1 protein-coding gene (cut by both window edges) is annotated in these 26,598 nt (G+C 68.1%); it reads left to right on the forward strand.

This entire window lies inside a single protein-coding gene on the forward strand: locus OHB12_RS29200, encoding an alpha/beta fold hydrolase. The 155,337-nt coding sequence extends 45,551 nt beyond the window's left edge and 83,188 nt beyond its right edge, so the window shows coding positions 45,552-72,149, spanning codon 15,184 (partial) through codon 24,050 (partial); the first complete codon in view begins at position 2. Both the start codon and the stop codon lie outside the window.

The following is a 26,598-nucleotide window of genomic DNA, read 5'->3' on the forward strand; positions in this document are numbered from 1 at the left end:
GCGGTTCGCGCACCTTCGGGCCGACAGCTCAGACGAGCTGATCAAGGCGGTGGAGAAGGCGTTGCGGGATCCGAAGGTCCCCATCGCCGCGGACGTCGCGCCCGCGGACGTCCTGCCCGAGGTCGACGACGGCTGGCAGCGGCGGTTCGACCGGGAGATCGCCGCCGTGCCCGCCTGGCAGACCTGGCGGCCGGATCCGGAAACTCCGGCGGGCGAGATGCGTCGCGGCGTGCGCGTAAAGATCGAGGCCGCCGCCCGCCGCGAACATGATCTGCATGCCGACGTTGTCCGGTGGTGCGCGGAACTGGGACTGGAATCAGACACAGCCGACGTGACCTCCGAAGAGGTCGAACAGGCGCTGCAGCAACGGATAGCGGAGGCGCATGGTTCCGAATACGAGGAACTCGCGCGAATCAATGATCTGGCGGGCCGGATCCGAGCGGGTCTGTCCTACCTCGAGTCCGCTCGCTGGCGTCTGGCAGATCTGCGCGAGGCGGCGGCGGTATTGGCCGCGCGTGATGTGCTCGCCGCCGAGCATGCCGCCCCGATCGCCGAGGGTGTCGGGGTCGTCGTCGGCCCGGACGCCCGGCCGCGGATCGTCGTCGCCGCGCCAGCGACGGAACTGCCTGTGTTGCTGCAGCGGATAGGTTTGTCGCCCGATGAGTTGGCGGCACGGGACATCGACGTCAGCTACCGCGAGGTCCGAGTCGACGACCGCGGGCATGTGCGGGTCACCGAGAGGGAGAGCAATCGCGACGGCATCGCGAGTCGGGAGCCGTCCACTGTCACCGGCCCGGCCACGCTCGGGGACCGCGCTACCGAGCGGCCCGCGGTCGGGGACGGCACCGCGGAAGTCTCTGGCACACAACCGGATCCGATCGCCGAGACTGTGGAATTCCCGCCGGACGCCAAGACGAACCAGGTCGCCGACCGGGCCAGGGTGCCGTGGGAAACCGTCTGCGACCTGCTCGCAGGCCGCCAGGTGGAGGCCGCGGACGAACAGGCGATCCTGCAGGCGGCCGCCGACCTCGGATTCACGGTGCCGAGGCCTCAGGAGACGTGGGAGGGCGTGGCTGGGGCGGAGGTGTCCGGGGTGGCCGTGTCCGGAGCGGCCGTGGCCTGGGTGGCGGGCGCCGACGCCCCTGCGGTCAGCAGACTGAACAAGGGCAAGGTCGTACGGGTCGAAGAGAAGCAGGTGCGGATCTACGCGGCGGCCCGCATCCTCGGCTTCCAGTTGCCGCAGCTGGGGTTGTGGACCGCGATCGCCGCCGCCGCCGACGTCCCGATCGGTGTCGTCGTCGCTGCCGTCGAAGGACACCCGGTGACAGCGGAGCTGCTGCCGCGGGTACGCGCTGCCGCGCAGCGCTACGGCCTGCCGCTGCCGGAAAAGGCTCGAGGAGCCCTGGATTCCCAGTTCGCCGTGACGGCCGAGCACGTGGGGACGGCCGCCGGAGTGTCCGCGAACCGGGTCGCCGAGGTGCTCGACCAGAAGACGTTGGGTAGTAAGCCGGACGAGCCGGCAATCCTCGCCGCCGCAGTGCAATTGGCCTGGAAAGACGCGCCAGAGGCGCTGCGTAAGGTGCTGACGAACCCGAACCTCGTCACGGCCGTGGCAGCTGAAGTCGGAGTGGATCACAAGGTAGTCGCGCGAGTGCTCGATGGCCGCATCTCCGCCCGCTCGGACGTCGGTGTGAAGGTGCTCGACGTGATCCGCCGGGCGGGCTACCCGGGTTCCACCCCGCGTGGCACCGGATTCGGTGGCTTGATGGGCGCGATCCTCGCGTTGCCGCTGCTGATGCTGGCCCAGAACGGCGGCGGCCGGGACGGAAACTCCGGGCCGGTCCCGGACGGGGTCGGCGACGGGACCGCCGCGGCCGTGCCGGACGAGGATGAGCAGGCCCGCCGAGCGCTGCTGCGCAGAGTGCAGGCCGGTGACCGGGCGGCGTTGCGCGAGTTCCGCTCCCCGCAGCGCGATGCCGCGGTGCTGGCGTGGCTGGAAAACGAGGTGGACGGCAAGGAATTGCCCCGCCGGCTGCGCGAGCGGGTGTTCGACCGGGTCGTCGCAGGGACGCTGCCGGAGGGACGCAATGTCAGCAGCTGGCTGGGCAGCCAGATCGGCATTGTGGTGGCCGAACACAAACGGTGGCAGGTGTTCACCCACCAGGTGTGGGCGGCGTTCGTCGGGCCGAGGCGTCGCAGTACAGCGAAAGTACCGGGTGGGCCCTTGGCCGGGGGCGCGCCAGCGGTGCTGGTGGCCGTGCTGCAACAACTGCCGCCCGACCAGGGGTGGGTGCTGCAGCAGCGGTTCCTGCCGGGCCGGGAAGACCTGGTCGATCCGACGCAGGCGCAGGTCGAGCGGACCGGGGAGCAGCTGGCCGCACTGGAGCGGGAAGCCGTGCGGGCCTTCGTCGCCGAGGCGCGCACACAACTGAACCCGTATTGGCTGTTGCGGGATGTCACCCGCACCGAGCGTGAGCTCGAAGCGGAGTTCGCGCTCGTCGAAGACGCCGAGTCCGAGCACGCCGAGTCCGAGTCGCCCGAACAGGCCGCGTGGTTGTTGTTCGACTCGGAATTCGACCGGGTGGCCGAGCAGATCGCCGCCGCCGGGCACGAGGCGTATCAGGAGCTGTACCGCATCGACGACGACGCGGACGGCAATCCCCGCTACGACGCCCAACTGCGGATGCGGGACGGCACACCGATCCCGGCGCGGACCTCGCTCGCCGAGCTGGGCGACGCTGCCGTCGACATCGCGAAGACGACCTTCGCCGAGTTGCCGCCGTACTGGCAGTGGCAGAACCTGACCCAGGCCAGGACGGCGCTGCGGCTCGCACTGGCCGCGCAGCTCGCCGGCGTCGACTTGCACGACCCGGGAGCGGTCGAATTCGTGGCCGCGCAGCTGCAGGAGCACTGGACGCGGACGAAGGTCTTCGAGCAGCAGCGCGGCCAGGTAACCGACGTCGCGGCCGAGAAGTTGGGTCCGTTCGACGGGCTGACTCCCGGCGAGGACCTGCACCCGGCGGAGCGGGCGAAGACCTCGGCCGCGGCAAGGCTGGCGGTGGACTCGGCGATCCAGCTGGCGGCCGTGACTTCCGCGGCGGTAGCGCCGCGACCACTGGACCACACGACCTGGCAGCAGCGCCGGCAGCAGCTGAGCGGCGGTTACGCGGAACTGATGCGTTGGTACGGTTGGCCCGGCCTGCGGCTGTCGCGGACCCCACAGGCCGCGGCCGACGTGGTGACGGCCGTGCTGGACCAGGTGTTCACCGATGGGGCCGAAGACCTGCGGGTGACGACCACCGAACAGGTGCAGGGCGTGCCCGGTTCCCGGGTGCTGCGGGTCGACTTGGTGGTCGACGGTCCGGTTCCGGAAGAAACGGTGGCCGCGATCCTGCGCCGGGCCGACCAGTCGGATGTCGAGACCACCGCGGAAGGGACCCGGATCTGGGTCGAGTTCTACGAGCGCCCCGTGGTCGACTCCGCTTTGCCCGGGCATCGGATGGTCCGCAAGCGGTTCGGCCGCAGCACCAACCGCGAAGAACGGCATAGGGAGCTGTCGCAGGCTCGGCGTATGGTGCGCGCGCTGATGGAGGCGCACCCGGGTGGTTGGCCGGAAGGCAAGATCGACGATGCGGAATCGCTGGTGTCGGAAGTCGCCGGCAACGGGTTGGACCACACCGACGGTGAAGTGGAACTCGAGGTCACGATCACCGATGACCGGATTCTGGTGCGCTGCTATGACACCGACACCGGACGCCCGTTCGTCGACGACCCGACCGCCACCGTCGCCGCGGAGCAGGAGTCGCTGGAAGCCTGGGACGACCTCGATCTGGGTGAATTGGCCTCGGGCTTCATCGACATCGCGGTGCTCGATGAGGCGGTGGGCGGTGAGCGCAGCCGCGGCAAGACGTTGCTGGACGGGCTCGCCGACGCTTACGGCTGGCACCCGCTCGACGCCTACGAGCGACGAGATCTCCGCCCGAACGATCCGAAGCAGACCTTCGAGAAGGGCGCCTGGTACCTGATCTACGCCGCCGACAAGCCGGTGCCTGCGAAGGCCGAACCGGCTACCGGCGAGGGGTACCCGCCGGTCACGCCGCCGGCGGCGGCGACCATCGCAGAACAGCTCACCGTCGGGGTCATGTTCGGCGAATCCGACACCGACCCGTACGGGACCCGCGGTCTGGTGGCCGAACTGCCCGGCAGTGCCGATGCCGAAGCCCGGGCGCTGACCGCTGCCGTGGCTGAAGCGGTGCTGTCTGCCGTGGACGACCCGGACCGGATCGCCGCTGAAGAAGCTGCCCGCGACGTCGAGCCGGACCTGTATCTGGCCGACGCGACCACCAAACGCGACGAGTCCGGACGCGTTACGCACGAACTGAACCTGGTCGCCCGCACTCACAAGCCCGAGGCCACCGTGCGGCTGGTGGAATCCGAACCGCCGACAGTGGACGTGACCACCACCCTGTACCCGGGCGATCAGGGCCGCGTCGACGGGGTCAAGGGCGCGATGCGCGCGCTGACCCAGGGCTGGGCGACCGAGCAGTCGGCCCTCGATGCGGCGCTGGCCGGGATCGACCAGCGGGTCGACGAGATCACCGGGGTAGCCGACGCCTGGGGCCGGGCTCGGGTAACCATGACAGGCGAGCCGGGCAACCGGACGGTGACCGTATGGGTCGCCACTCAGCGGAATTTCCTGGGCTGGACCGTTTCCGAGGTCGACGGGACCAGGACCGACGCCATCGCGGACGCAGAGGTCGAGCAGCTGCGCTCAGCGGGGGCAGCGCGGATCCGGGACATCCCGCTCGGCGAGGCCTACCAGGATGCGTTGGGCTCACCTTCCGGTGAGCGCCCGTCGCTGGTCGGCACGCCGATGCCCGACTCGGGCCCGGTGCCGCAGCACTCGGCGGTCCGGCAGGACCTGATCTGCGGTGGTGAGGTGCAGCTGCGGTTCCAGCAGCTGGTCGGTGCCCGGGGAGCCGACGACATCACCCCGATCCAGGTAACCCCTCGGCTGGCGATGAACGGCATGTCCGACGTGGTCTTGGCAGCCAACCTGCCCGCCGGTCGCCGTGCGGGTTGGCGGGACCGGCCGTTCGGCTGGGGTGCGACCGGGTTGCTCGCGGCGGTGGACCGGGTGCGTGTCGACGGCCTCGGCGCGGTCGCGGTGGTGGCCGACCACGGCTCTATCGGTGCACACGCCGCCGCCGTGATGCGGGTGAACCAGGAGCTGGCCGACGCGAACCGGGAGCTGGAGGGCCTGGTCGGCGAAGTGGTGGTGTTCGACAACGCCGACCCGATCGCCCGCGAGAACGGCGGCTGGATCGTCGGCCGCGAGGCGATCGCCGCCTGGGCGGTGCGCGCAGGCGGTCGTAATGCCGTGATCCAGGGCATCGAGCTCGACGCGGACCTCAACCCGCTCGTCCAATTCACCGACCGCCCGAGCATCGGCCTGGAAGGTGTGATCGGCGCCCAGCCGGATGCCCCACGCCTCGCGGAGCGGGCGGAAGTCCTGGTGCGGCAGGTGTTGGACCGGGCCGGGATTCGGTACGTGTCGGACATGTTGGCGACCGGCGACCTCGACGACGCGCGGCGGAAGGCGTTGGTCAACCGGAAGCTGTGGAACGACTGCAGCGACGTCGAGAAGCGGGCGCTGCTGACGCTGCACCCGGATGTCATCGGTGAGGCGGAAGGCATCCCGTGGCATATGCGCGACGAGGTGAACCGGGCCGAGCTGAAACGGCTGTGGGACTGGGCTGTCGAGGAAGGCATGGCCGACCAGGCAAAAGAACTGGATCGAGTCCACTTCGCAGTGGAGCAGGTTACAGGCTGGGCGAAAGAACGGTTGGCTGGCAGCCCGTCGGTGTCGCTGTTGTCCTTCCCGCGGCTGGGAGATGCCCGCACGCGGGGTCGGACGGTACTTGGATACGGGGCGGAGCACGCGGACCAACAGATCGCCTACGTGCCGAGAACCGTACGACTGAACGGCAGGGCGGACACGCTGGGAACCACCGCGGTGGATTCCGCGAAGCGTTTCGACACCGAACGACAGCGGGATGTTCCGCTGTCGATGCTCGCGGTGTTGCGCCTCGACTCGGCGAACTCCGCGCACGCCCGGGCCCCGCACACCGAGGACCTAGTGCGCGCCGACAGCGAAGACCTGGCCCGGCGGATGGTGGCCGCGGATGCGGTGTGGCAGGCGGAAAATCCCGAACAAGACCCCGGCCTGCGGCGTGTCGAACTGGTGGGTGAAGACGACGGCGACGCGGTGGTGACTGCCGCGGCGGTCGGCGGCCTGTTTGCCAACGACATCCGCAGCGGCCGGACCACCGGGTCGGACCGGTCCTCGGCCGAGCGGGAGTTGTTCGACGCACTCCCCGAACCCGACGCTGAGGCGGAAACAGCGGTGCGGGAGCAGGAGCGTCTGATCCTCGACCGCCCGCTGCGCGATATCGCCCGGCAGTGGGCCCGCTGGAGCGAGACAGAACGGCAGCGTTTCACCAGTGCCCGGCCGGAGTCGGCCGCGGCGGCGGATGGCATCGTGGGAGCACACCGCGCCGCGGCCGTGCTGCGCATACTGCAGCTGCAGGTGAGCGACCAGCGCCTACAGCGTGAGTTGGCCGGCATGGGCATCGCCGAACAGGCCGATGATCAGCTACCGCACCTGGAAGCCCTGGTGGACACGCTGGCCCGGGCCAAACGGTGGATCGAGGACAGGACACAGGGGGTCCTGCAGCCGCTGGCGTTGCCGCTGCCGAATGCGGACTCGTCGCGGCGGTCCGCCGTGGCCACTGCGGACACCGGAAGTGCCACGGAGATCACGGTTTTGGTGTTCGCGCAGGAGCCGGCACTGGAAGCGTTGCGGGCGGGGATGAACCGGGCCGTCGCCCATCACCACGAGCGGGCTGGTGGGGCCCGGGATCACGCGGTGGTGGCCTGGCACGGCACCGACCCGCACCGGTTGGCCGCCGATCTGGCGAGCCTCGTCGAAGCCCGCCGACAGCTGGCCGATGCTCAATATGTGCCGGGCAGGCCGGTGATCCGGGTGATCGCCGTCGACAGCGCCGACGACCTCGTGCGCGCGGCGTTGGACGACGAAGTGGTGACCGGCTGTGGGTTCCGGGCCGGGGAATTCACGTCCGAGGGATGGGTGTCGGATCCGGCATCCGAAGGCCGACCGTCGCCGGACCGCACGTCTGTTGCGCCGGTCGTCCCGGTCGTGCCGCCGCCGCTGGCCGAACCGGTGGAAAGACTGAACCGGATCCGCCGCGAACTCGGCTCCGAGCACGAGGACATGGTGCAGGAGCTGGCTGCCCGGATCCGGTCAGAAGGCAGCGACTACGTCCGCCCGGACCTGGACGCGACAAATCTGGCGGTCGCGGATTCGCCGGCGTGGGTGGAATGGAACGCCCTGCGCGTGGCAGCGGAGGCGGAACTACGCGACGTACCGGGCGTCAAGCCTCCGCCGCGGTTCGGGTTCGAGGCCGGCTGGCCCACCACACTGAACAACTGGCTTACCGAACTGAAAGCCGACCCCGACACCTCGGCGGCGTTGGCCGCGGTGGCGGAGAAGTATGCGTTCTTCCTCCGTACCCAGCACCAGCTCCTACAGGTCGTGGCGTCCGCGAAACGCTTGATGCGGATCGACCTGTTGGAAAACCTGCTGCACCAGGGATATACCGCTCAGGAATACGGTCTGGCTCGAGAAGGCGTCTTCGAATGGGCGGTGGATCAGGCCGACCGGCTCGAACAGGTGCACCGCGAGCTGCGGAAGTTCGCTCCCCGTCCACTGCCCGGGACAGTGCGCGGTGAGCGCATTTCGCTCGGAGAGCACTACGGCAACGAACATCCGGAACAGGCCGTGCAACGGTGGCGCAACGAGTACCCCATTGTGCGGAACCAGTTGCAGACCGCACTCGACGGCCTCGACCCGGAAAAGCTGTCCCCGGAAGCGCTGGTCGAGCGGTCCCCGGATCCGGCGCGGCATCCGGATGGCCTGGACGAAAACGCCATAGAGCGATTCGCGTTGGCGATGCGGTTCGAGCTGTTGCGGCAACTGATCGCAATGGACGATGCGGAGCTCGACCGTGTGGCGCGGATCGTCCGCGGCAACCGCGAGTTCAGCGACATCCTCTACCAAGTGGACAGCCGAGCTGCGGAGTATCGCGTCCACATTGCGGTGGGACCTGAGCTGACCCGGATCCGGAATGAGGAAGCCGATTACGTCCGGCCGTTTGCGCCCATCCTGGCCGAGCGGATCGCCGAGGCCGGGATCGATCCGACCGACCCGGAGCAGGCTCGGGCACAGCTGGTCGACATGCGCGACCGGCTGGACGAATCCGAATCCGGGGCGACTCGGCGCCGAAGGCAGCTGAACGAGCTGGTGGCGTCCATCGACACATTCCTCGCCGCGCGCAATCGGCTGCACGACATCGAAGCGGTGACCACACTGCGCCGCCGGGTCGCCGCCCACCGCGCCGTGCTCGCCGAACAGTTCGAGGTCGTGCGCCGCGAACACCTGGCCCGGTTCCGCGAGGACGACAACCGGCTGCCGGAGACAGTGACCGAACCGGACGCACTGGCTGTGTTGCGCCGCTGGCACGCCGACGCCGAGCCGACCGGTCCTGGCCGGACCGGATTCGACCCGACCCGCCGGCATCGCGGTCTGGGCCGGTTGCGGCAGATCGCCGAAGCACACTTCAGCTGGGCCGAGCCGGAAGAACAGCTCACCGCGGCCGCGGAAACGCTGGAAGTGAAAGCGGCGCGGCGGCAAGAGGTCCGAGAAGCCCAGCAAGAAATCGACACCTTCAGGGCCCCGCCCGATGTCCTGCGCGACAGACACGAAAGCGAGCGCCAGCGGCTGTATATGCTGATCGGCCCGCTGGAGGTGGAAGAACTCGGCCTTTCCATAGAGGAACTGACCACCCAACAGGTCCGGAATCTGCTGGAGCAGCAGAAGCTGCCGGAGCGGGCGCAGCGTATCGCCACAGGGTACGTGCGATTGGGTGAGTTCCTCGCCGACGCCCCCGCTGACGAGGTATTCCGCACCGCCGCCGCGGAATTCGACCGGGCCGACCGGGAACTGACCGCACTGCTGGCCGACACCGCGACGATGCGCCCGGCTCCGGCGACCGCTACCCCGCCGGCCGATGCCGACCTGGCCGACTACGAACACCCGCCCACCGGCGCGGCACACCTGGCCGGCAAGATCTGCGTCCCCTTGGTACATGCGGTGCTGCACGCGGTGATCGATGGTCCCGCCGCCGCCCGGATGCGCCCGGCATCGCAGCACGACGCGACCATCCGCGCCCAGGGCACGTCCGACCTGGAAATGGCGGCCGGCCTGGATGCCGACTTCCGCACCGACCCGCTCGGTATCGGCCAAGCGGGCCTTGCCGCGGCGGTAACCGAAATCCGCAACGGCAAGCACGCCCTCGCCGGTGTGATGAACCGAGGCCGGCTGGGTGACCACGCCTTCGCCGTGGTCACGGTGACACAGAAACTGCTCGACGAGAACCCGGTACTGGAGGATCACGGTGTCGTAGTCGGCGACATCGTCGTCCACGACAACGGCTTCCCCGGCGCGATCGCCGGCCGGTGGATCATCGGCGAGGCCGTCGACACCTGGGTGCAGGAAGCGGGCCGCAGCGTCGGCCAGGTCGACGCCATCGTCTTCGACGGCCCCCGCGACCCGGAGATCCCACTGCACGGCCGTCAACCCCACGGCATGGCCGAGCATCGGATGATCGGCCACCGGCCGAACCGGGAAACGGCGAATGCGTTGGCGCGCAGCCTGAATGACGCGGTCGCTGAATCCAACGATGCCGAGATACGGCAGCTGCGTGCGCAATTGGCGCAGCACGGTCCGGGCGCGGTGTCTCGGCAGGTGTTCGACACGCTGTCGGAGACTGCCCGACACCTCATCGCTCGCGACGAAATCTCCCCGGGCGTGCTCACGTTCGCCGACGATGAGGCCGCCTTCGATCATGCTGTGGACCGGTGGGGTCGTCGGCTCACACCGGAGCAGCAAGCGCAGTTGCCGTGGGCCGAGGGGGGTGGCAACCTCGGTTTCTACAGTAGGTTCGCCGTCCTGGACACCTATCTGTCGAAGTCGTCGGACCAGCGCGCGCTCGACGACCCGGCCATCGTCGATGTCCTGCGCACCGATCAGCTTCTCGAGGGGACGCAGCGGCTCGAACGCGACATCATGGCGGTCGGTAAGGTGCTTGCCGGCGACGAGGGTGACAGGCGGGGCTGGCGCACCCACGCCGGGTTCATCTCCGTCGAAATCACCGAGACACCGTCGGATCGGCTCGGCGAATCCGACCTCCAGTACATCCGGGTTCCGAAAGGCGCCCAGGTCTTCTGGGATGCCAAGGCGCGCATGCTTGTTCTGCAACGGGATCTGGATATCGCCCAGACCCGCACCTTTGTCGACGAGACAGGCCGTCGCCATGTGTACAGCATCGCGAAATGGCTGGGCGTCAGCACCCCGGGCCCCGTTGTGGCCACCGGCCCCCGGCTGGCGGAATCCGCCCCACCGGCTCCGCCCAGGCCTTCCCGCGCCGTGTCGTCGTTCGCCGCGCCGAGTGTCCCGGACACCCCCTGGGTGCGGCACCTGGTGTCCGATGAGCCGCCGATCTGTGGCGCGTTGGTGCAGCAGACAACGAAGGCGGCATTGGGGCCGAAGGGCGCCCGGATGTCTTCGGTGCACGACGACGAGGTGCGGATCAACGGGATGCGCGCCAAGACTTATGCCACCGGCCTGAATGCGGGGTGGGCGCAGCATCCGATCGGACAGGGGACGACCGGGTTGGCTGCTGCGGTACATGAGGTTCGCCGCCGCGACAAGGGCGGCCTGGGCAAGAGAGCCGTCGCCGGAACGATGAGCTTCGGCGCACCGGGGGGGAAGGTGATCGGCGCGCATGCCTTCGCGGTGCTCCAGGTCACCGTCGATCTGTTGCTGGAATACCCGGAACTGCGGGATCTGGCCGAGGCCAAGGGCAAGAGGCTGACCACCGGTGACACGGTGGTGTACGACCCGGCTCATCCCGGGGCCGAGCACGGCTGGGTGATCGGCGACGAGGACGTGGACGACTGGGCCCTGCAGGCGGGCAACGGTGTGCAGGACGTGCACGTGATCGTCTTCGACGAGTTCGGCGACCCGGAAGAGGAGCTCACCGAGGACACCGCCGACCGCGGCCCGCAGGGCATCTGGATCGGTGCGCGCCCGGTCGGCGACCGCCCGCTGGAAGGCGCCGACGACGGTTTCCTCTTCGAGTACAGCGCCCGGGACGGTTCGCAGGAGCGGGCGTTCGCGGGGGTGGATGCCGGCGGGGTGTTGACCTTCCGGGTCTGGGCCACCGGCCAGACTCCCAGCGGAGAGCGGCTGTTCGATCACCTGATGGAAGCCGTCGGCGGCTTGGTGCGCGCGGTCCGGGTCGAGTGGGGACCGCACGGGGACGGGATGACCGACAACCTGGCGGCGTTCAACGAGGCGGTAGCGGCCGCGCTCGAAGTGGATCCCGACGCGGACCTGGCAGAGGTGCTGCGCATGGCCGCGCGGGAGACCTGGGCCGGGAGGATGGCGGGCCGCAGTCAATACGGCTTCACCGAGGTGAGTGTCGAACGTCTGGAAGGCACGCCCGGCGAATACACCGCCGTAACGGTGTCGTTCACTCGGCCGACGGAAGACATCACCTCTTGGGATGTCGTCTGGTCGGTGCTCGGGACCGTGCTGGACGGCGACGGCGACGGGGTCGCCGGTGCCTACCAGGACCCGACACAACTACGGGCACTGTCCGACTGGGACGCACCGCTGCCGGATCACATCCAGGTTTTCGTGCGCGACGAAGACGGCACACCGCGGTCGTTGCTGCGTATGGCGGTAGCCGAGGAGCGGGCCACGGTCGAACTCGCCGTGTTGCCTGGTCGTCCGGAGCTGATCGGGTTCGCGATGCGGTTGCTGGCGACACCGCCGACCGTGCACACCGAGGATCCGTCGGACGAATACAGTCGGCCGGCCGAACTGATCGCCGGATGGCGCAATCCCAAGTCGGTCGACCGGCTCCTGTCCGCGATGGCGGCGCACACCGCCAGCCTGGACGCGGACGAGGGGGGCTCGATCACCTTCACGGTGACCGGGGCCCACGGCGCGCGACTGCTGGTCGTCGCGATCACCACGGCAACCGGATTCACCACCACCCTGCACCTCGGCGAGCACGACGGGTTGTTGGAGAAGGTCGCTGGTCAGCCCGGTCCCGCACGGGCTGTTGCGGCTGCCACCGACGACGGCAACCTGCCGCGGCCGGAGTATGACGGTGCGACGGGCCGTCCCGTCACACCGTCGCAGCAGCTGACAGAAGCAGAAGCGGCAGCGGCGCTGCGAATGCGCGCCCGCCGCGACGCCGTGGCCGACGACCTGGGCAACCTCGCCGACCCGGACGACACTGCCCGGGAACTGAACCGGGCGCTCGCAGAGCACGCCCGCGCCACCGACACTGCGCGCCGGACCCGGCGCCTGCGCGCGGAAATAGTCCGGCTGAACACACTATTGGGGCACGCCCGAGCCACCGACCCGGTAGGCCGGGAACGGCGTCTGCGCGCGAAGATAGCCCGGCTGAGCACACTGCTGGGTGACCTCGGCCCGCTGGAAGTGTCCGCCAAGACCTTCGCCGGACTGTCCCGCGCGGGCAAACAGGCCGTGGCGCTCGCCGAAAACGCCCAGAACACTGTGGTTTTCAGTCACGACCAGGCCGCCTACGACTACGCGGACACCGTGTTAGACGCCCCCGCGGGCGCGGGCGCGACGACGCCGACAGCCATGCTGCTGGTCGGCCCGCTACCCGTCGGCACCAGCATCAACCCCGCCCGCCCCGGAACCTTTTCCGGGGCACGAATTCTCACCGAACACGGGGCCGCTTGGGAGATCACCCGGCAGCCAGCCCAGCAACCCGACGGGCAGCCACTGCTGCACCTGCGGGTCCCCGCGGGCACCCGGGTCCGCTGGGACAGCAGCCGACGACAGTTGGAGGTGCACGAAGACCTGGAATGGGTGACCACCCGCGTCGTCACCGACAAGCAGGGCCGCGAGCACGTCTACGGCGTCGCCCGACAGATCGCACCCGCCCAGTGGGGCATGCGGTGCCTCCCGGAGGCAGCCGTCGACGCGTGGAACCATGTCGGCGCCGACATGCCACCGGGGTTGGCCGGTTTCCGGGCAGGCATGCAGGGTGTGCTGTTGGGGGACGCGCCCTCGGTAACGGGGATCGGGTGGAGCTCGGAGATCGAATCGCTCCAGGATGCCCACGACCGGGTGGCGAGCGAGGGCGGCGCGGTCGTCGTGACGATGGTGTACAAGGGCGTGAACGGGCAGCCACCGCAGTGGGGTCACGCGGTGACTTTCAAGGAGCGCGCGGACGGCGTGGTGGTGGTGCACGAGGAGGGCGTGGACGAGGACGTCCCCTTCGACGAGTGGACGCCGCCGCCGCCGGACGAGATACAGGCCGTGTTGGGCATGGCGCTGACCGCCCGTGGCATCCCCGACCCGGCGTACGTCCCCGGCCAGTGGCTCCCCGACGCCGCACGGGCTTTCGCGAACGTCCGCATCGGCGTGGTACTGGACCCCGCGGCGGACGCGGTACGAATGCTGTCGGCGGAACTGCCGAGCTGGGTGCGAAGCCGGTTGCTGGAAGGGGAGCATCCGGTCAAGACCAGTCATCGGTGGATTCTCGAAGACCACAACCACGGCTCGTTCCTATTTCGTTCCCTGGTGGCTGAGATCGCGACCCGGGGTCAGGATCATCCGTCTCAGACCAAGGCACTGATCCACGAGCTCGTGCACGCCGAGATGTTCCTGTCCGGGCAGACCCCGAATGTCGCCACCATGTCCGAGGCCGACTACGTGGACGCCATGATCAGGGAAGAAGCGTTGGCCTTCGCGCGCCAGTCCTGGGTTGTGCAGGCGTTGGGCGTGCTCGGCTTCAAAGTTCCGATCAGGCCGGAGGAAACACTTTACTGCGATACTTTCGACAAGGCGTATGCCGATGCCGCTGCAAAGAATTCTGGTCTCTCGCGGGATGAATTGCGTGCCCGTGCCCACGAGGAGGGTATGCACGCCCTGCAGGAACGGCTGAAGCATCCGAGGTATTCCTACACAGAAAATTATCGGGGTTACTGGAAAGACTTCCGCGAACACGATTTCCCCTTGCTGCATCGGGCGACCACACCGGAGCGCGCCGAACAACTACGGCAACTGGCACTGCAGAAATCCGCGGCAACCCGGGACCGACAGGTCGTGCATCGTTCGGCGACAGCGGAGACGGAGCGGCTGAATGCGATCGCAAGCGAATCGATGTCCGAACGTGACAGGCGCCGCTGGGAACAGGGCACCTTGATCCTGCGGGATCTTGTCGCTCTGCGCTCGCAACTGCAGGCGCGGGAGCAGAAGATCATCGACGCAATCGAAGATCTGGCTGTCCGTGACGTGATCACGGCACGCACGCAGCGGCACCGAGGAAGGCGAGTACACGACCGGGCTGTCCTGATCTCAGACGACAACGGAACTCGGCTGGTAGTGGCAGCCGACAGCGGTGGCTACGACCATGTTCTCGAAGAATTGGGCGGTACGCATCCCGGAGTCGTGCGGAATGTGAGACTTGGGCGGATAGGCCTCGAATACCTGCGGGTCGGAGTCGATTACACGGGAACTGTGTTGGTTGCCCAGATCGAGAATCCGCAGCAGGCTGCCCCCAGCCGTCCTCCAGAAATCACCTCGATGGACTTGGCCCAGCAGGCGGGCGAACAGCGGATCGCTCAGGCGCGGCAGTTGCTCGTCCAGACCGAGGTCGGCAGGTGGGCCGATAACGTCCTGACGGACAACGATATCCGTATTTTGCTCGAAGCGACACGCGGTGACCGACTGTACCCGGCCAGGAAAACGTTGGTCCTCGACGCTGGGGCTACCGACGTGGAACTCATGGCAACCATGGTGCGTGGGGCCGGTTATGTCGAATTGGAGCGCACCAGAGAGCAGGGTCCCGCGCACCGGATCCGAATGCACTTTTCGCGTGTGGCCTACGTCGACCAGATGCTCGACGAGGAGACCGAGGCACATATTCAGGCGATCCTGGCCGTGCGGGAGCTCCGGGCTGAACTTCGGGCTGAAGGCGCTGATGTCCCGGAGAGCCCAGAAGAGCAGGCTTATCGCGGTGTCGATGAAGCGACCGCGTTCACCACGTTGCGGTCGTTCCTCGAGCATCGAAAGCCGGCATTCTCCGATTCGACGTATGCCGAGATCTACGGAGCAGCGTGGGATGAAGCGCACGGAGAGCTACCAGATCTGCCCATCATCCTGGATGAACAGACGGTAGCGGCGCGGAAGGCTGCCGTGGCCGAAGAATGGCAGGAAGCTCGAGCCCGACGGACTGAGGCTCGGGCAGCGCTGTCGGAATTCTTGGATACCGAACTGGCGGAATTGGATCCGCTGTCGGAACGACTGGAACTGATGCGCCGCAGCACGGACTCGAACACTGTTGAGTTGGCCGAGCGGATCGACGCCTTCCATCGGGCCGCTGCCAGGTTCGATCATCTGTGTGATGTAGCCGCCGCGTATGGGCGCTGGGAGCAGCTGCACCCCGCTCACGAGCAGGCGCGAGCGGCGTTGGCTGCCACAGTCAACTTCCCCTTGGAGCAGATGAACGGCGCCTGGGTTGCCAGACTGTTGATGCAGGCCCAGGAAGAAATGGCCGGTACTGCGATGGGAGACCGGCTCACCGAGCTGTGTGAGCAGGTCTTGGCCCTTCCTCGGGAGGACGCGGAAGTCCGACGACTCGACGCCCACGCATTGGCCACGGTCACGGACACCACATCGCCGTTGCCGGTGGAACACGCCGTACCGATGACTGCGCCGCAACCCACTGCGATCACTGGTGTCGATGAAAGCGAGTCCGACCAGGAGCCGAGTCGGGCCGATACTTCCCGCAGCTTCGAACCCGCATCTGTTGTGGCCGATGAGGCCACAGTGGAAACGACCGCTCGCCGGAAAGCCGCTGACCTGCTTCGCTTGGTCGAAGCCGTGGAGACGATGCCGGAACTCGGCGAAGACATCAAGGCTCACGTCGTTCTGCTGGCAGGCAAGGTGTTGAACGGCAACACGCGTCTGGGTGCGATTGCGCAGGTCGACGGCGGTCACCGGGTCTCCGTGCTGGATTCCGACGGCAGCCAGATGACGGACATCGAGATTGTCGGCGAGGTGGTGCGGGTGCGGACGCACCTGCGTTCCGACCGGTCGCATCGCGTACCGGCTACGACGAGCATGCTGTTCGAGTTGATCTCCGGCTGGGGGGACCAGCAGGTTGCCCGGGTGAGCACCGCGGTGATGCGGCAGACCACCGAGGTGGGCGAGAAGCTCGGCCTGCCCACGGTTCGGCTGGTAGGTGCCGACGGCGTCGTCACTATGGAGCTGTCCGCGGGGCACCTGGATGTCACGGTCGACAGCAGCAACGGCAACCTGACGCTGCCTTTCGATGCCGGCAACGGCGATTCGCCGGATGGAGGCATCGGGCCGCGGTCCGCCCCTGGCGCGGTGTCGGCCACTGCCGACAGCCGGACAGCCCCGTCGCCGGAAGCCGAACGGCTGGGGCCTGCGTTGGCGCAGCTGCGGCGGGATGCGGATGTGCGGGTCAAGCAGTTGCGTGGTGAGGTCACCGCGATCTGCGCGGACGTGATCGACCCGAACCTTCTGTTGAGGCCGAAGTCGACGGTGCGTGCCGAGTGGTCGCACAAGCGCGACCGGGATCGCGCTGCGCTGGCCGAGCTGCTCGGAATGACACCCGCGGACCTGTTCCACGACGACCAGGTGCAGCGGGTATTCGACGAACTAGCCGAGCGCGAGTCGAGGTCGGGCAAGACAGTTGCTCTGGCAGCGGCCGAACGACGGTTCCGTGACGTGCACAAACTGATGCGGCTGGTCGAGGAATCCGACCAGCTGCGTGCCAGGTCGCGGCAGATCAAGGCGTTGGAGTACGCACTGCACGAGGCCAGGGCACAGCTGCGGCTCGACCCAGGGAAGGCTCGCGACTACCGCAGGCTGCTCGCCGAGGCGGCGGAGCTGGAACGGCTGGTGGTGGAATTGCGGCAGGTCGAACAGCCGCTGCCACCGTTGGAGCGGGTGCGCGGTGAGCGGATCGTGCTGGCGAAATACGGGCTGCAGGAGGGGCCGCAGGCTTCCGTCGAGATCACCCGGGACCGGCTGCTGAGCCTGTACGGCTCCACGCTGCGGGAATTGACCCCGCTCATGTCGGAAAACCCGGAGTGGCTGACCGCCGAGGAACTGGTCGAACTGGCACCGGAGTCCGACGAGTCGTCCGAGGCTGGGAAGCGGGCGCGGCTGGCCAGGGAGTTCCAGGAACTGCGGGTGCTGCTCGCCCATTTCGACGTGATCGCCGAACGCAAACGAACTCGCCACCGGCTCACGATGGATCTGGACCTGGGGTTGTCGGTCGCGATCCCACAATCGGACGGTGCGGGACGCCGGGTGGCGCGCTTGAAGCTACGCCCAGGATTGGCGGGTACCCGGGTAGAAGCCGTTGAAAACGGCGACACCGAGTTGGTGCAGCGGATCGACACGCTGGAAGCAGCGGTGCGCGAAGCATATGTTCGCCGTGCCGCAGCGAAGACCCGGCTGGTCGACCTGCGCCGCACACACCTGAAGCAGCATCCGGAGGATCTCGACCTGCTGGAAAGGTTGCTGGACCCGCGGCAGCTTCACCTGGACCCGCAGCAATATCGCCGAATGGCGGCCGTGCTGCCTGCGGACAATGGGTTGGCTGTGCGCTACCGGTCGTTGGCCGCGTTCGCCGAAACGGCCACCGAACATCGGCGCTGGGAGCTGCGATTCGACCGGCTGCGTGCGCGTGCCCGGCAACTCGAAGATCTCGCCGTCGAACGCCACTCGCTCCTGGTCGAATACGGTGCGAACCATCAGCGCTACCTTGAGCTGAGCGAGCAGGTCGGGGTGTCCGACGAGGGCTTCCGGGACAACTTCCTTGCCCTCAGCGATCAGCGTGCGGAGATCGGAGCGCGCCTGGAACATGGGCTCAGGGAGTTCGGGCTGTGGAACCCGGGCCAGGAATTGGACTACGACCAGGCGAAGCAACTGTCGGAGTGGCCTGCGGAAGGAACGCTGGGTCCGCATCCGTTCCTGCGGCAGCTGGCGGCGAAATACGTCGAGCTGTCCGATCAGGTGCAGGCTCGGGAAGACCTGCTGGCGAGCGCGGGCGCGCTTCGCGACCAATATGGCGAGATCGACCGAGTCTCCGGCCTGCTCGACGCCGGTTTGACCGACGCGATCACGCCCGCCGCGATGCCGAAGAAGCTGCGCGGTCTGATGAACTGCGCTCCCGTGGTGACGAAGGCCGGGCGTGCGTTCATCGCGAAGATGACCGGCCACGAGCCGAATGCCTCGGCGCTCGAGGACAACGCCACCGTCAAGCAACAGGGTGTGCTGGAAGTCGAGTTGGCTCGCACGCTCGGCGGGGACTGGCACGAACCCGGCTTCGGCTCAGGCGTCGCCGGCTTGCGGCGCGCGGTGCGGATGGTGGAGAACGGTGCGGCCGGGTTCATCGCTGGCGCAATGGTGTTCGGTGACGCCGGGGCGCATGCCTGGGCGGTCGAGTTGAACGACGACGGCGAGGTGGTGATCACCGAGAAGATCAAGGGGATGAAGCGCACCTGGACCGGCAAGGCCGCGGTTGAGCGTTGGTTGGCCGAGCGGGGCGAGTGGAACATCACCGATGTATTCGGGATCGTCATCAAAACCGATGGCACCCCGGAGGTTCCGTTCGACGAGAACCGTGACCGCCTGGAGGTCGTCAGCCGGATCGCCCCGGCTGGCCCGATCGGCGCCGCCCCGGCTGTGGCCGAGCCGCGTGCCGGACCACTGGCCGCCGAACAAGCCCGGATGCAGGCGGTGCTGGATGCGCTGGACAACGTCGGCGCGAGCACCCGGGACGAAACCCTCCGGCTGCTCGACGATGCGCTGAACTTCCCCGGCGCCTGGCTCGGACCGGTGGAGGTTGTCGGTGGGGTCCACCGGGTCACGGTCCTCGACCAGGCCGGGACGCTGCTGACCGTCCAGGTCGGCATCGGTCCCGATGCCTCCGCGACCGCGAGAGTGCACTTGCCGCCGGTGCGCGGTCTCGACGCCGCGCCCCGCGCCGTGGTCACGGGGCTGCTCACCGATGCGATGGTGCGCCAGGCGACCGGCGCGGAGTTGACCGACTCCAGCCCACCGCTGGTCCGGTTGCGCCGCCACAGCGCACTGGTGTTGGCGCAGCTGGATGTGTCGGAGCGGTTGCATGCCGATCGAGCTGATCGGCGAACGATGGGCGCTGCTGTGTCGGAGCTGTTGCAGCCGGGGTCCGAGGCTCGGACCTGGTTGCTGGCAGCGCAGTCTCGGGCGCGGGAAGCCTTGCTCGGCGAGGGATTCCGTCCGGAAGAAGTGGCCACTGCGACGCAAATGCAACAGGTGGTCGCCACGTTGCGCGCCGAGCGCGGAAAGGTAGCGGCCGAGCTCGAGCAGCCGTACGAGCTGATGATCCGGGTCGAGGAAGCCGAGCGTCACGAAAAGCTGGTGCGGCTGGAACACGAGTTGCTCGACGCTTACCAGCGACTGCGCCGGGGGGCGTGCACGAGCGCGGAGTTCCGGCGGATGGCGGCCAAGGTTGCCCGGGTCGACGAGATCGCCGCGGCTGTAGCGGCCGTCGAGGGCCGGGACCGACTGCCGGAACCGGTCCGCGACCGTCCGGTCGAGTCGACCCTGGCGGAGCACGGCCTGGTTCCTCAGCACATCCCGGCAGGCGAGGGAATCGAAGCCCGGCTGCGTGGGGAGCTGGAGCAGACGCGCAGGCTCTTGGCGGCGCAGCTGCACCAGGACCCGATGCCGTTGAGCGACGCGTGGTTGGTGCAGGAGTGGGCGCCGGCGCCGGAACAGCATCCGGTGCTCGCCGAGTTCCTGTTGGATGTCGAAGAACCGCCGAAAGACGAACGGCAGCGCGCGATCTGGACACAGCGGCAGGGAGAAGCGCGGTACAAGATCTGGGCCGACAGCGTCCGAGCTGACCAGACCGCCGAGTTCCTTGAACTGCGCAGGCTGGTTGCGCTCTTCGACGAGCTCCACAGCCAGGAGGAGCGGCTGGACGGGCTGCGCGCCGAACTGGATGCCGCCCTGGACAGCCGTGCACGGCCATCCGACGCGGAACGCCTGCAGGCGGTTCTGGATGCGGTGGCCGGTGCGGACGAGACCACCCGGGATGCGGTTGTCCGGGTGTTGGAGGGCGTGCTCAACCTCGACGGCGCCCGGCTCGGGGACGTGATGGTGGTCGGCGACGCCCACCGCATCCAGGTCACCGACCGCGACGGATCGCTGTTGACCGTCCAGGTAGGCACCGGCCCGGACGCGACAGTGACTGTGGAAATGCGGCTGCGACAGGATGATCCGGACCGGGCCGCCATAGCGTTGCGCCTGGTGTCCGGGCTGGTGACGGGCTGGCCGCAGTCCGAACAGCTCGTCGGTGTGTTGCGAGAACCGCTGGCAGGCCTGGACGGTGACTGCATCGTGGAAGTTTCCGGTCCGCGTGGCGCCCGGGAAATCGACGTCGCAGCCAACGACGGAAACAGTGTTCGGACCTGGTATTTCGACGAGAACGACGGGAGCCAAGGGGCGCCGAGCCCGGCACCGGACGGTATCCCCCGTCCGCGGTCCGGGCAATCCGCCGGTGACACAGCCGCCACGACACCCCCACATGCGGCGGGCCAGGGCGATCTCCTCACCACCGCCGCGACCGGGATGGACCGCCTGCTGCAAAGTGACGGTGCGGCTGAGTTCCGGCCGCCTGGTGACCAATCGCGCGAGCGGCTGACTCTCGACATCGAACGTGGCCAGGCTCGTGATGCGATCGCCACGGCGGTGCGGGCGGCCTTCGACACCCTGCCTGCGGATGTCCGGACGACCGGGGACGTGCAGGCGGCGGCCGACGATGTGGTGCGGTACCGCCAGGATGCCCTCGATGTGCTGCGGGACAAGGGGATAGCCGAAGCAGAGTTCGATGCGTTGTCGGCTGCGTTCCGGGATTTCGTCGTCGCCGACGAAAAGGTTCGGGCGGCCGACGAACAGGGTGCGTGGCGGATTCAGACGCAGGCGGATGCGGCCGCGGCCCGGATCAAGCGTGAGCGTCGTTCCGGTCGGCCGGAGGGCGTCGTGCCGGTGCCTGCCGAGCCGCCGCCGGTGGATGGCAATTGTGCGCCGCTGGCTGGGCAGGCGGCCAACGATTACTACCACGATGTGCGTGGTGGTGAGCGGGCTGTGGCGATGCCGGAGGTCGCTGTCGATGACGAGGGCACCCCGGGTGCTGCGCTGTCCTGGTTGGCCGGCGGGCATGCGGATCCCGTCGCCGACATGGTCGGTGTGCCCGCGGGTTACGTGGTCGACGGGGTGACCGGTCACGAAGTTGTCGCCGCCACGTTGTTGGGTGTCGAGCCTGGTCGGACTCCTACTGAGGAGCAGCGTGAAGAAAACCATGGTCGCGGCATGCTGGTTATCGACACCTATCACCGTCGTGTGGGTGCCGAAGAGTCTCGCCCGCATGCCTATTTCGTGGTCAACCACCACGGGGAGTTGCTGAAGTTCGATCGCAGCGGCAATCTGATCGGTGAGTTCGTCCCTGGCGACGCGGATGGTTTGGTGGCCTACAGCCATGGCATCGAACTCGATGCCGAGGGCAACGCGGTCCGCCCGCTCGAGGTGACCTTGGACCCGCCGCCCGGCCGCCCACTCGAAACGGATCCGGATGCGTCGACCCCGCGGGCCAGGCGTCGGCGGCTGGGCGATATCACCGGGTCGGACGGCGGTGACCGGCGTCGACACCTGCGCCAGGTGCGGGCTCCCGAGCCGGTCAGCGATGGCGAACAGGTTCTGTACAGCCAGCTGCTCGACCTGCGGAGCAGGTTGCGGGCGCGGCAGCCGCAGCTGTATGCGGATCTGGCCTGGGCTCGGGAGTTGACTCCCGGCACGTTGGCGCTGCTGCGAGCCGAGCGGGCGCGACTGGCAGCGGACTTCCACCACCACCTGCAGAGGGAGTTCCTCGGCGACCCGGGGGTGCTGACTCCGGAACGGGTCACCGCGGGGATCAACAACCTGAGCCGTCACGGAAAAACCCTGCGCACCGGCCCGGATCTGGAATGGTATGACCGCCGCATCGCCGAAGAGCGCGAGTTCACCGCCAATGAAACTCTGTTGCACCGCTTGGATGAGCTCGAGCGCATGCTGCGTGCGGAAGCCGACCGGCAGGATGCGGCGGCGTCCCGGTTCCACGAACTGGTCGTGGCGCTGTTCCCCGACCAGAACACCCGGCCGCGCCTGGCGGACCTGAATCGGCTGCGTGCGCTGCGCGACGAGGCGTATCGGCCAGGGGAGCGGGTCCAGCCGACGCGCTACCACCGCCTGGACGAGTTGGTCGAAGCCGCACAACAGCGCCAGCGGGCCAACGGGCAGCTGCGGCGTCTGAACATACTGGTCCACCAGTTCGAGGCAGTGGCCCAACAACGCCTCGCGAACTTGTCGGCTGCGGACGAGGTGTACCGCAAGGTCACGGAGGTGTTCGCCCGGCACGATTGGCCCTTGCGGGAACTGGGCTCGGTCGCGGGCCGGCTGGGCGCGGGTTGGCTCGGAGCGGTCGACGCCCGCATCGATGACCTGCAATCCCAGGTACGGCAAGGCCTCGAAGGGGTGTGGTCGGACTACCCGGTCAGCGAGGGTCCGTTGTCGCTCGACGAGGTGCGACGGCTGTCCGAGCTGTTGGCGCAGAACCGTTTCGCGCGCGAGGAAAGCGAGCTGCAGGTGCATACCCGGCAGCTGTTGAGCCTGCTCGAGCTCGATCCGGTCGACACGGCCGAGACATACCGCGTGCTGTCCGAGCAGGCCGAGGAACTGGACCTGAAACTGTCCGCTCTGTCGGCGCAGGTGGTGCTGCGGCCGGTGCTGCCGGATCCGCCGCCGCCCGGGGCGCGCGAGCGGGCCGACCGGATCTGGGAACGCAGCCGGGGATTCGACAGTGTCGGTCAGTTTTTCGCAGCATTGAGCGCCGACGATCGGTGGACCCTGGCCGAGGGTGGGCTGTCCGACAAGGCGCCACCAGTCTTGGCCGGGATCCCGGCCCGGTGGCGCAACCGGATCAACCGGTACGAGCTCGTCCACCGTCAGGCCGAAGGCCAGGACGTCCGGGAGCTGGTGGAGGTCCTGACCTGGGCCGAGCGAGAGGTGGTGCGGCTGCCCGGCCACCCGCCGGTGCACCTGCTGACGCTCGACGAGCCGGCGGTCGCCCTCGGCGATGTCGACACCACCGAGACGGCGTCAGTGGTCGAAACAGGCGTCGACGGGGAGCTGTCGGACGGGCTCATCCACGCTGCAGAGCATTTCGTGGCATTTGTGCTCGAAGCCGAGCAGGAGCGCGGAGATGAGAATCCGGCGGTGGTTGTCCGCACTGCTACCGACGGCGAGACCGGGTGGTCCTGGTTCACCGAGGAGCTGACGTCGACGCGTGAGCACTACAGCGTCTATGCCCTTCCCGGCAGTCTCGGGCCGGAACCTGTTCTCACGTTTCCCCGCGCATCCCTGACTACGGGTGGGTTGACGCTCCGGCATCAGAGCGGATCCAACACCGACGGCCTCGCGGACTACCGTGGTCCCAACCGGTCCCGGCTGCGGCCGCTGCTGGAGCATGCCTTGGAAGGGCAGTCCGCGGACTGCACCACGCACGTCATCGCCAACGCCACGGGCCTGGATCCCCGTGCGCTCCTGGAGCCGCGTAAACCCGGCCGCAATGCCGACGAGTTCAGTGCTCCGTTGGCGGGGATCTGGTTCAAGGGTGGGTTCGTCACCGACCGCCTGCACTGGACCCAGTCGGGGATGTGGGAGCGGGGCGGTCCCGAAGCTCGGAACAAGACGGCCTGGGACAAGGTCGCCGACCAGCTGGTGTGGATGCGGTTCCCCGGGGCGATCGCCACGGTTGTCGACGAAGCCGACGGGCTGTCCGGCTCGCCGAATGTGGTGGGCGCGCACACCTACGAGCTGGAGTACCGGGGCAAGGACGAGCTCCGTCGCCCGATCATCATCGAGCGGCACTGGATTCGCAGCGAGGCGTCGGCGAATGCGATCGAACGCCCCGAAGCGACCATGGTCGAAAAGCCCTACCGGTGGGGCCAGGACCGGCCCGGGGTCGCCCGCACCTACGCGATGTTCCGTTTCGCCGACGGAACCCCGTGGGTGCCGCCGGAGCAGGGGCCCGCCGACTACACCGAGGGCAATGGTGAACCCGGGGTCGACAAGCCGGTCACCCGTATCGGCCGCGCATTGCCGCCGGTCGGGCCGCGGCAGGACGGGCGTCTCGACGAGGACCTCGGCCGGTTGCACGACCGGGCCGGCCGAAGCTTGTCGGCGATACTGAACCACCACGTCACCACCGCCGAAGACCGCAAGCCGGCAACGCCGCTGGATTCGCAGTTGCACCAGACGGACCAGGACGTGACCGACGCCGTCGCGAACCAGGAACAGCCCGACGTCGTTTCGATCGCCCTGGCGCGCGACAGTTTCCGCGCCCCGGCGGGGGTGATGGCGGCAGCCGCGTTGACCGGCAACCCGGACATTCACCTGCTCGGTTGGGACACAGGCACCCAGGATGCGACACCGGATGCGACCCAGGATGCGGATGTTGCGTCGATTCGCGATCTGTCGGAGAACGCAGTCGATCTGACGGTGTTCTTCGAGCCGGATGGTGCGCGGCATGTGGACGCGGTCGCATCGGCGCTCGGTGACATGTTGCGTGAGCGGGGTTGGCGTGATCCGGCGCAGATCGAGGCGGCGACCGAACTGGTCCGCAGGGCCGGACGCAACGTGTTGCGATACTTGGACCAGTATGTCGAGTCGATCGCGCAGGCCGACCTAGGGCATGCCGACAAGCGCGCCATGCTGGAAGGAGCCGTGGCGCGTCTTACGGTTCGGATATCCACGGAGGGGGGCCGCCGATCGCTGCACGTGTCTATCGAGTGTGACCAGAGCCGTCCGGTCCGAGAGCACAGACCGCATCCACCAGCCCTCCTGGACACCAAATGGTGCCCCCCGTTGCACGGGTCCGATTCGGTGCGGCCGGTGGTGTCGGGGCCGCTCGAATCGGCCAGCAGGTCGAATATCGAGCGGTGGGGTGAGGTGTGGGCGGATTTCGATGAGCAACCATCGGCCGAGGGCGCCGGCGTCGTTGCCGATCCGCAGATGCCGGGCGAGCGCGAGGCCAAGGCGCGCATTGTCCGTAAACTGTATGACGAACACCATATTCGGCTTCGGTATTGGGAAAGCCCGACCATCTCGAAGGAGGTCGTCGAATCCGTATACCGCGCGCTAGGTGATGCGATCGCGGAATACGGCGGCCGTTTCGACCTGCGCGAAGTGAGGTTCGGACCTACCCGCGAATCGGCATTCGCGAACACGACTTCGCACGGAAACGAAGAAAACCATTACCAGGTGATCACGCTCAGCGCGAAGAAGGTTGCCGAGTTCCAGAAGACGGCGGGACGAGCAGCGACGCTGGTGGCGGACCATAAATGGGGACGGTCGTCGGGGGATGTCTGGTACGACATCACTCATCATGAATTCATTCATGTGGTGGACATATACAACGACTTCGCAGTGGCTCGCTGGGTGGAACCGTTGTTGCGATCGGCCTTCGAACACTATCTCGAGCGGGGTCTGCTCCCGGTCGGCCTGGAATTCGAGGAGTGGCAGGCGCAACTTCCCGCATACGTCTTCGAGGAGGAGAACCGCGAACTCGCGCTCTTGCCGATCGAGGCGCTGGCGGAAGGCGGCAGGGCGGGCGCGGTCGACTCCTCACTGCCATTGACCGATCCGGCGCGGGTGCTGCACTGGTTGTCGTTGACCCGCGACGGGTCCTCGCCCGCAGAAGTTTTGGCGAGCTGGGAGGAAATGCGCCGCGATCATGTGTCGGCTGGGCGGCATCCGTCGTCGCTGCTGGCGCGGGAATTCCGGAACATGTACGGCGACAGGATCACCGAAGTGCCTGTCGACACCGGACCGGAGGCCACGATCGCCGATCTCCTCCAGGCGGTGACGGGCGGGCAACTCCGGCAGTTCACCGATATCGGCGAACTTCGCGGCCAAATGCGGGAGTGGGCACGGTCGTTGGACGGCAGCGGCCAGGGGGACGGCGTATCGGTGCTGGTGGTCGACGGCCAAGACCCCAACCGCGCTTATGGGTTGGTGCGGCGGGTATCGGCAACGGGGGACGAGCGGATCGAGCTGCGAGACCCGGACAAGGGTGAGTTCAAAGCCCATAGCGTTGTCCCACCGGGATCGTCGGGCCGTCCGGTTCGGGCGATATTCCTCGACAACCGGGGCGAGGTCGCGGCCGAGTTCGACGAGCGACAGGCGAACCGTGGCCCGGCCGGGAACCAAGGGGTTCGACCCGACCACGCGCCGGCTCGGCCGGCTGGCGTGCCGCGACCCGTCGCCGTCGGCACCCCGACCTTCGT

Source organism: Nocardia sp. NBC_01730, from assembly GCF_035920445.1.
In the GTDB taxonomy this organism is placed as follows: Bacteria; Actinomycetota; Actinomycetes; order Mycobacteriales; family Mycobacteriaceae; genus Nocardia.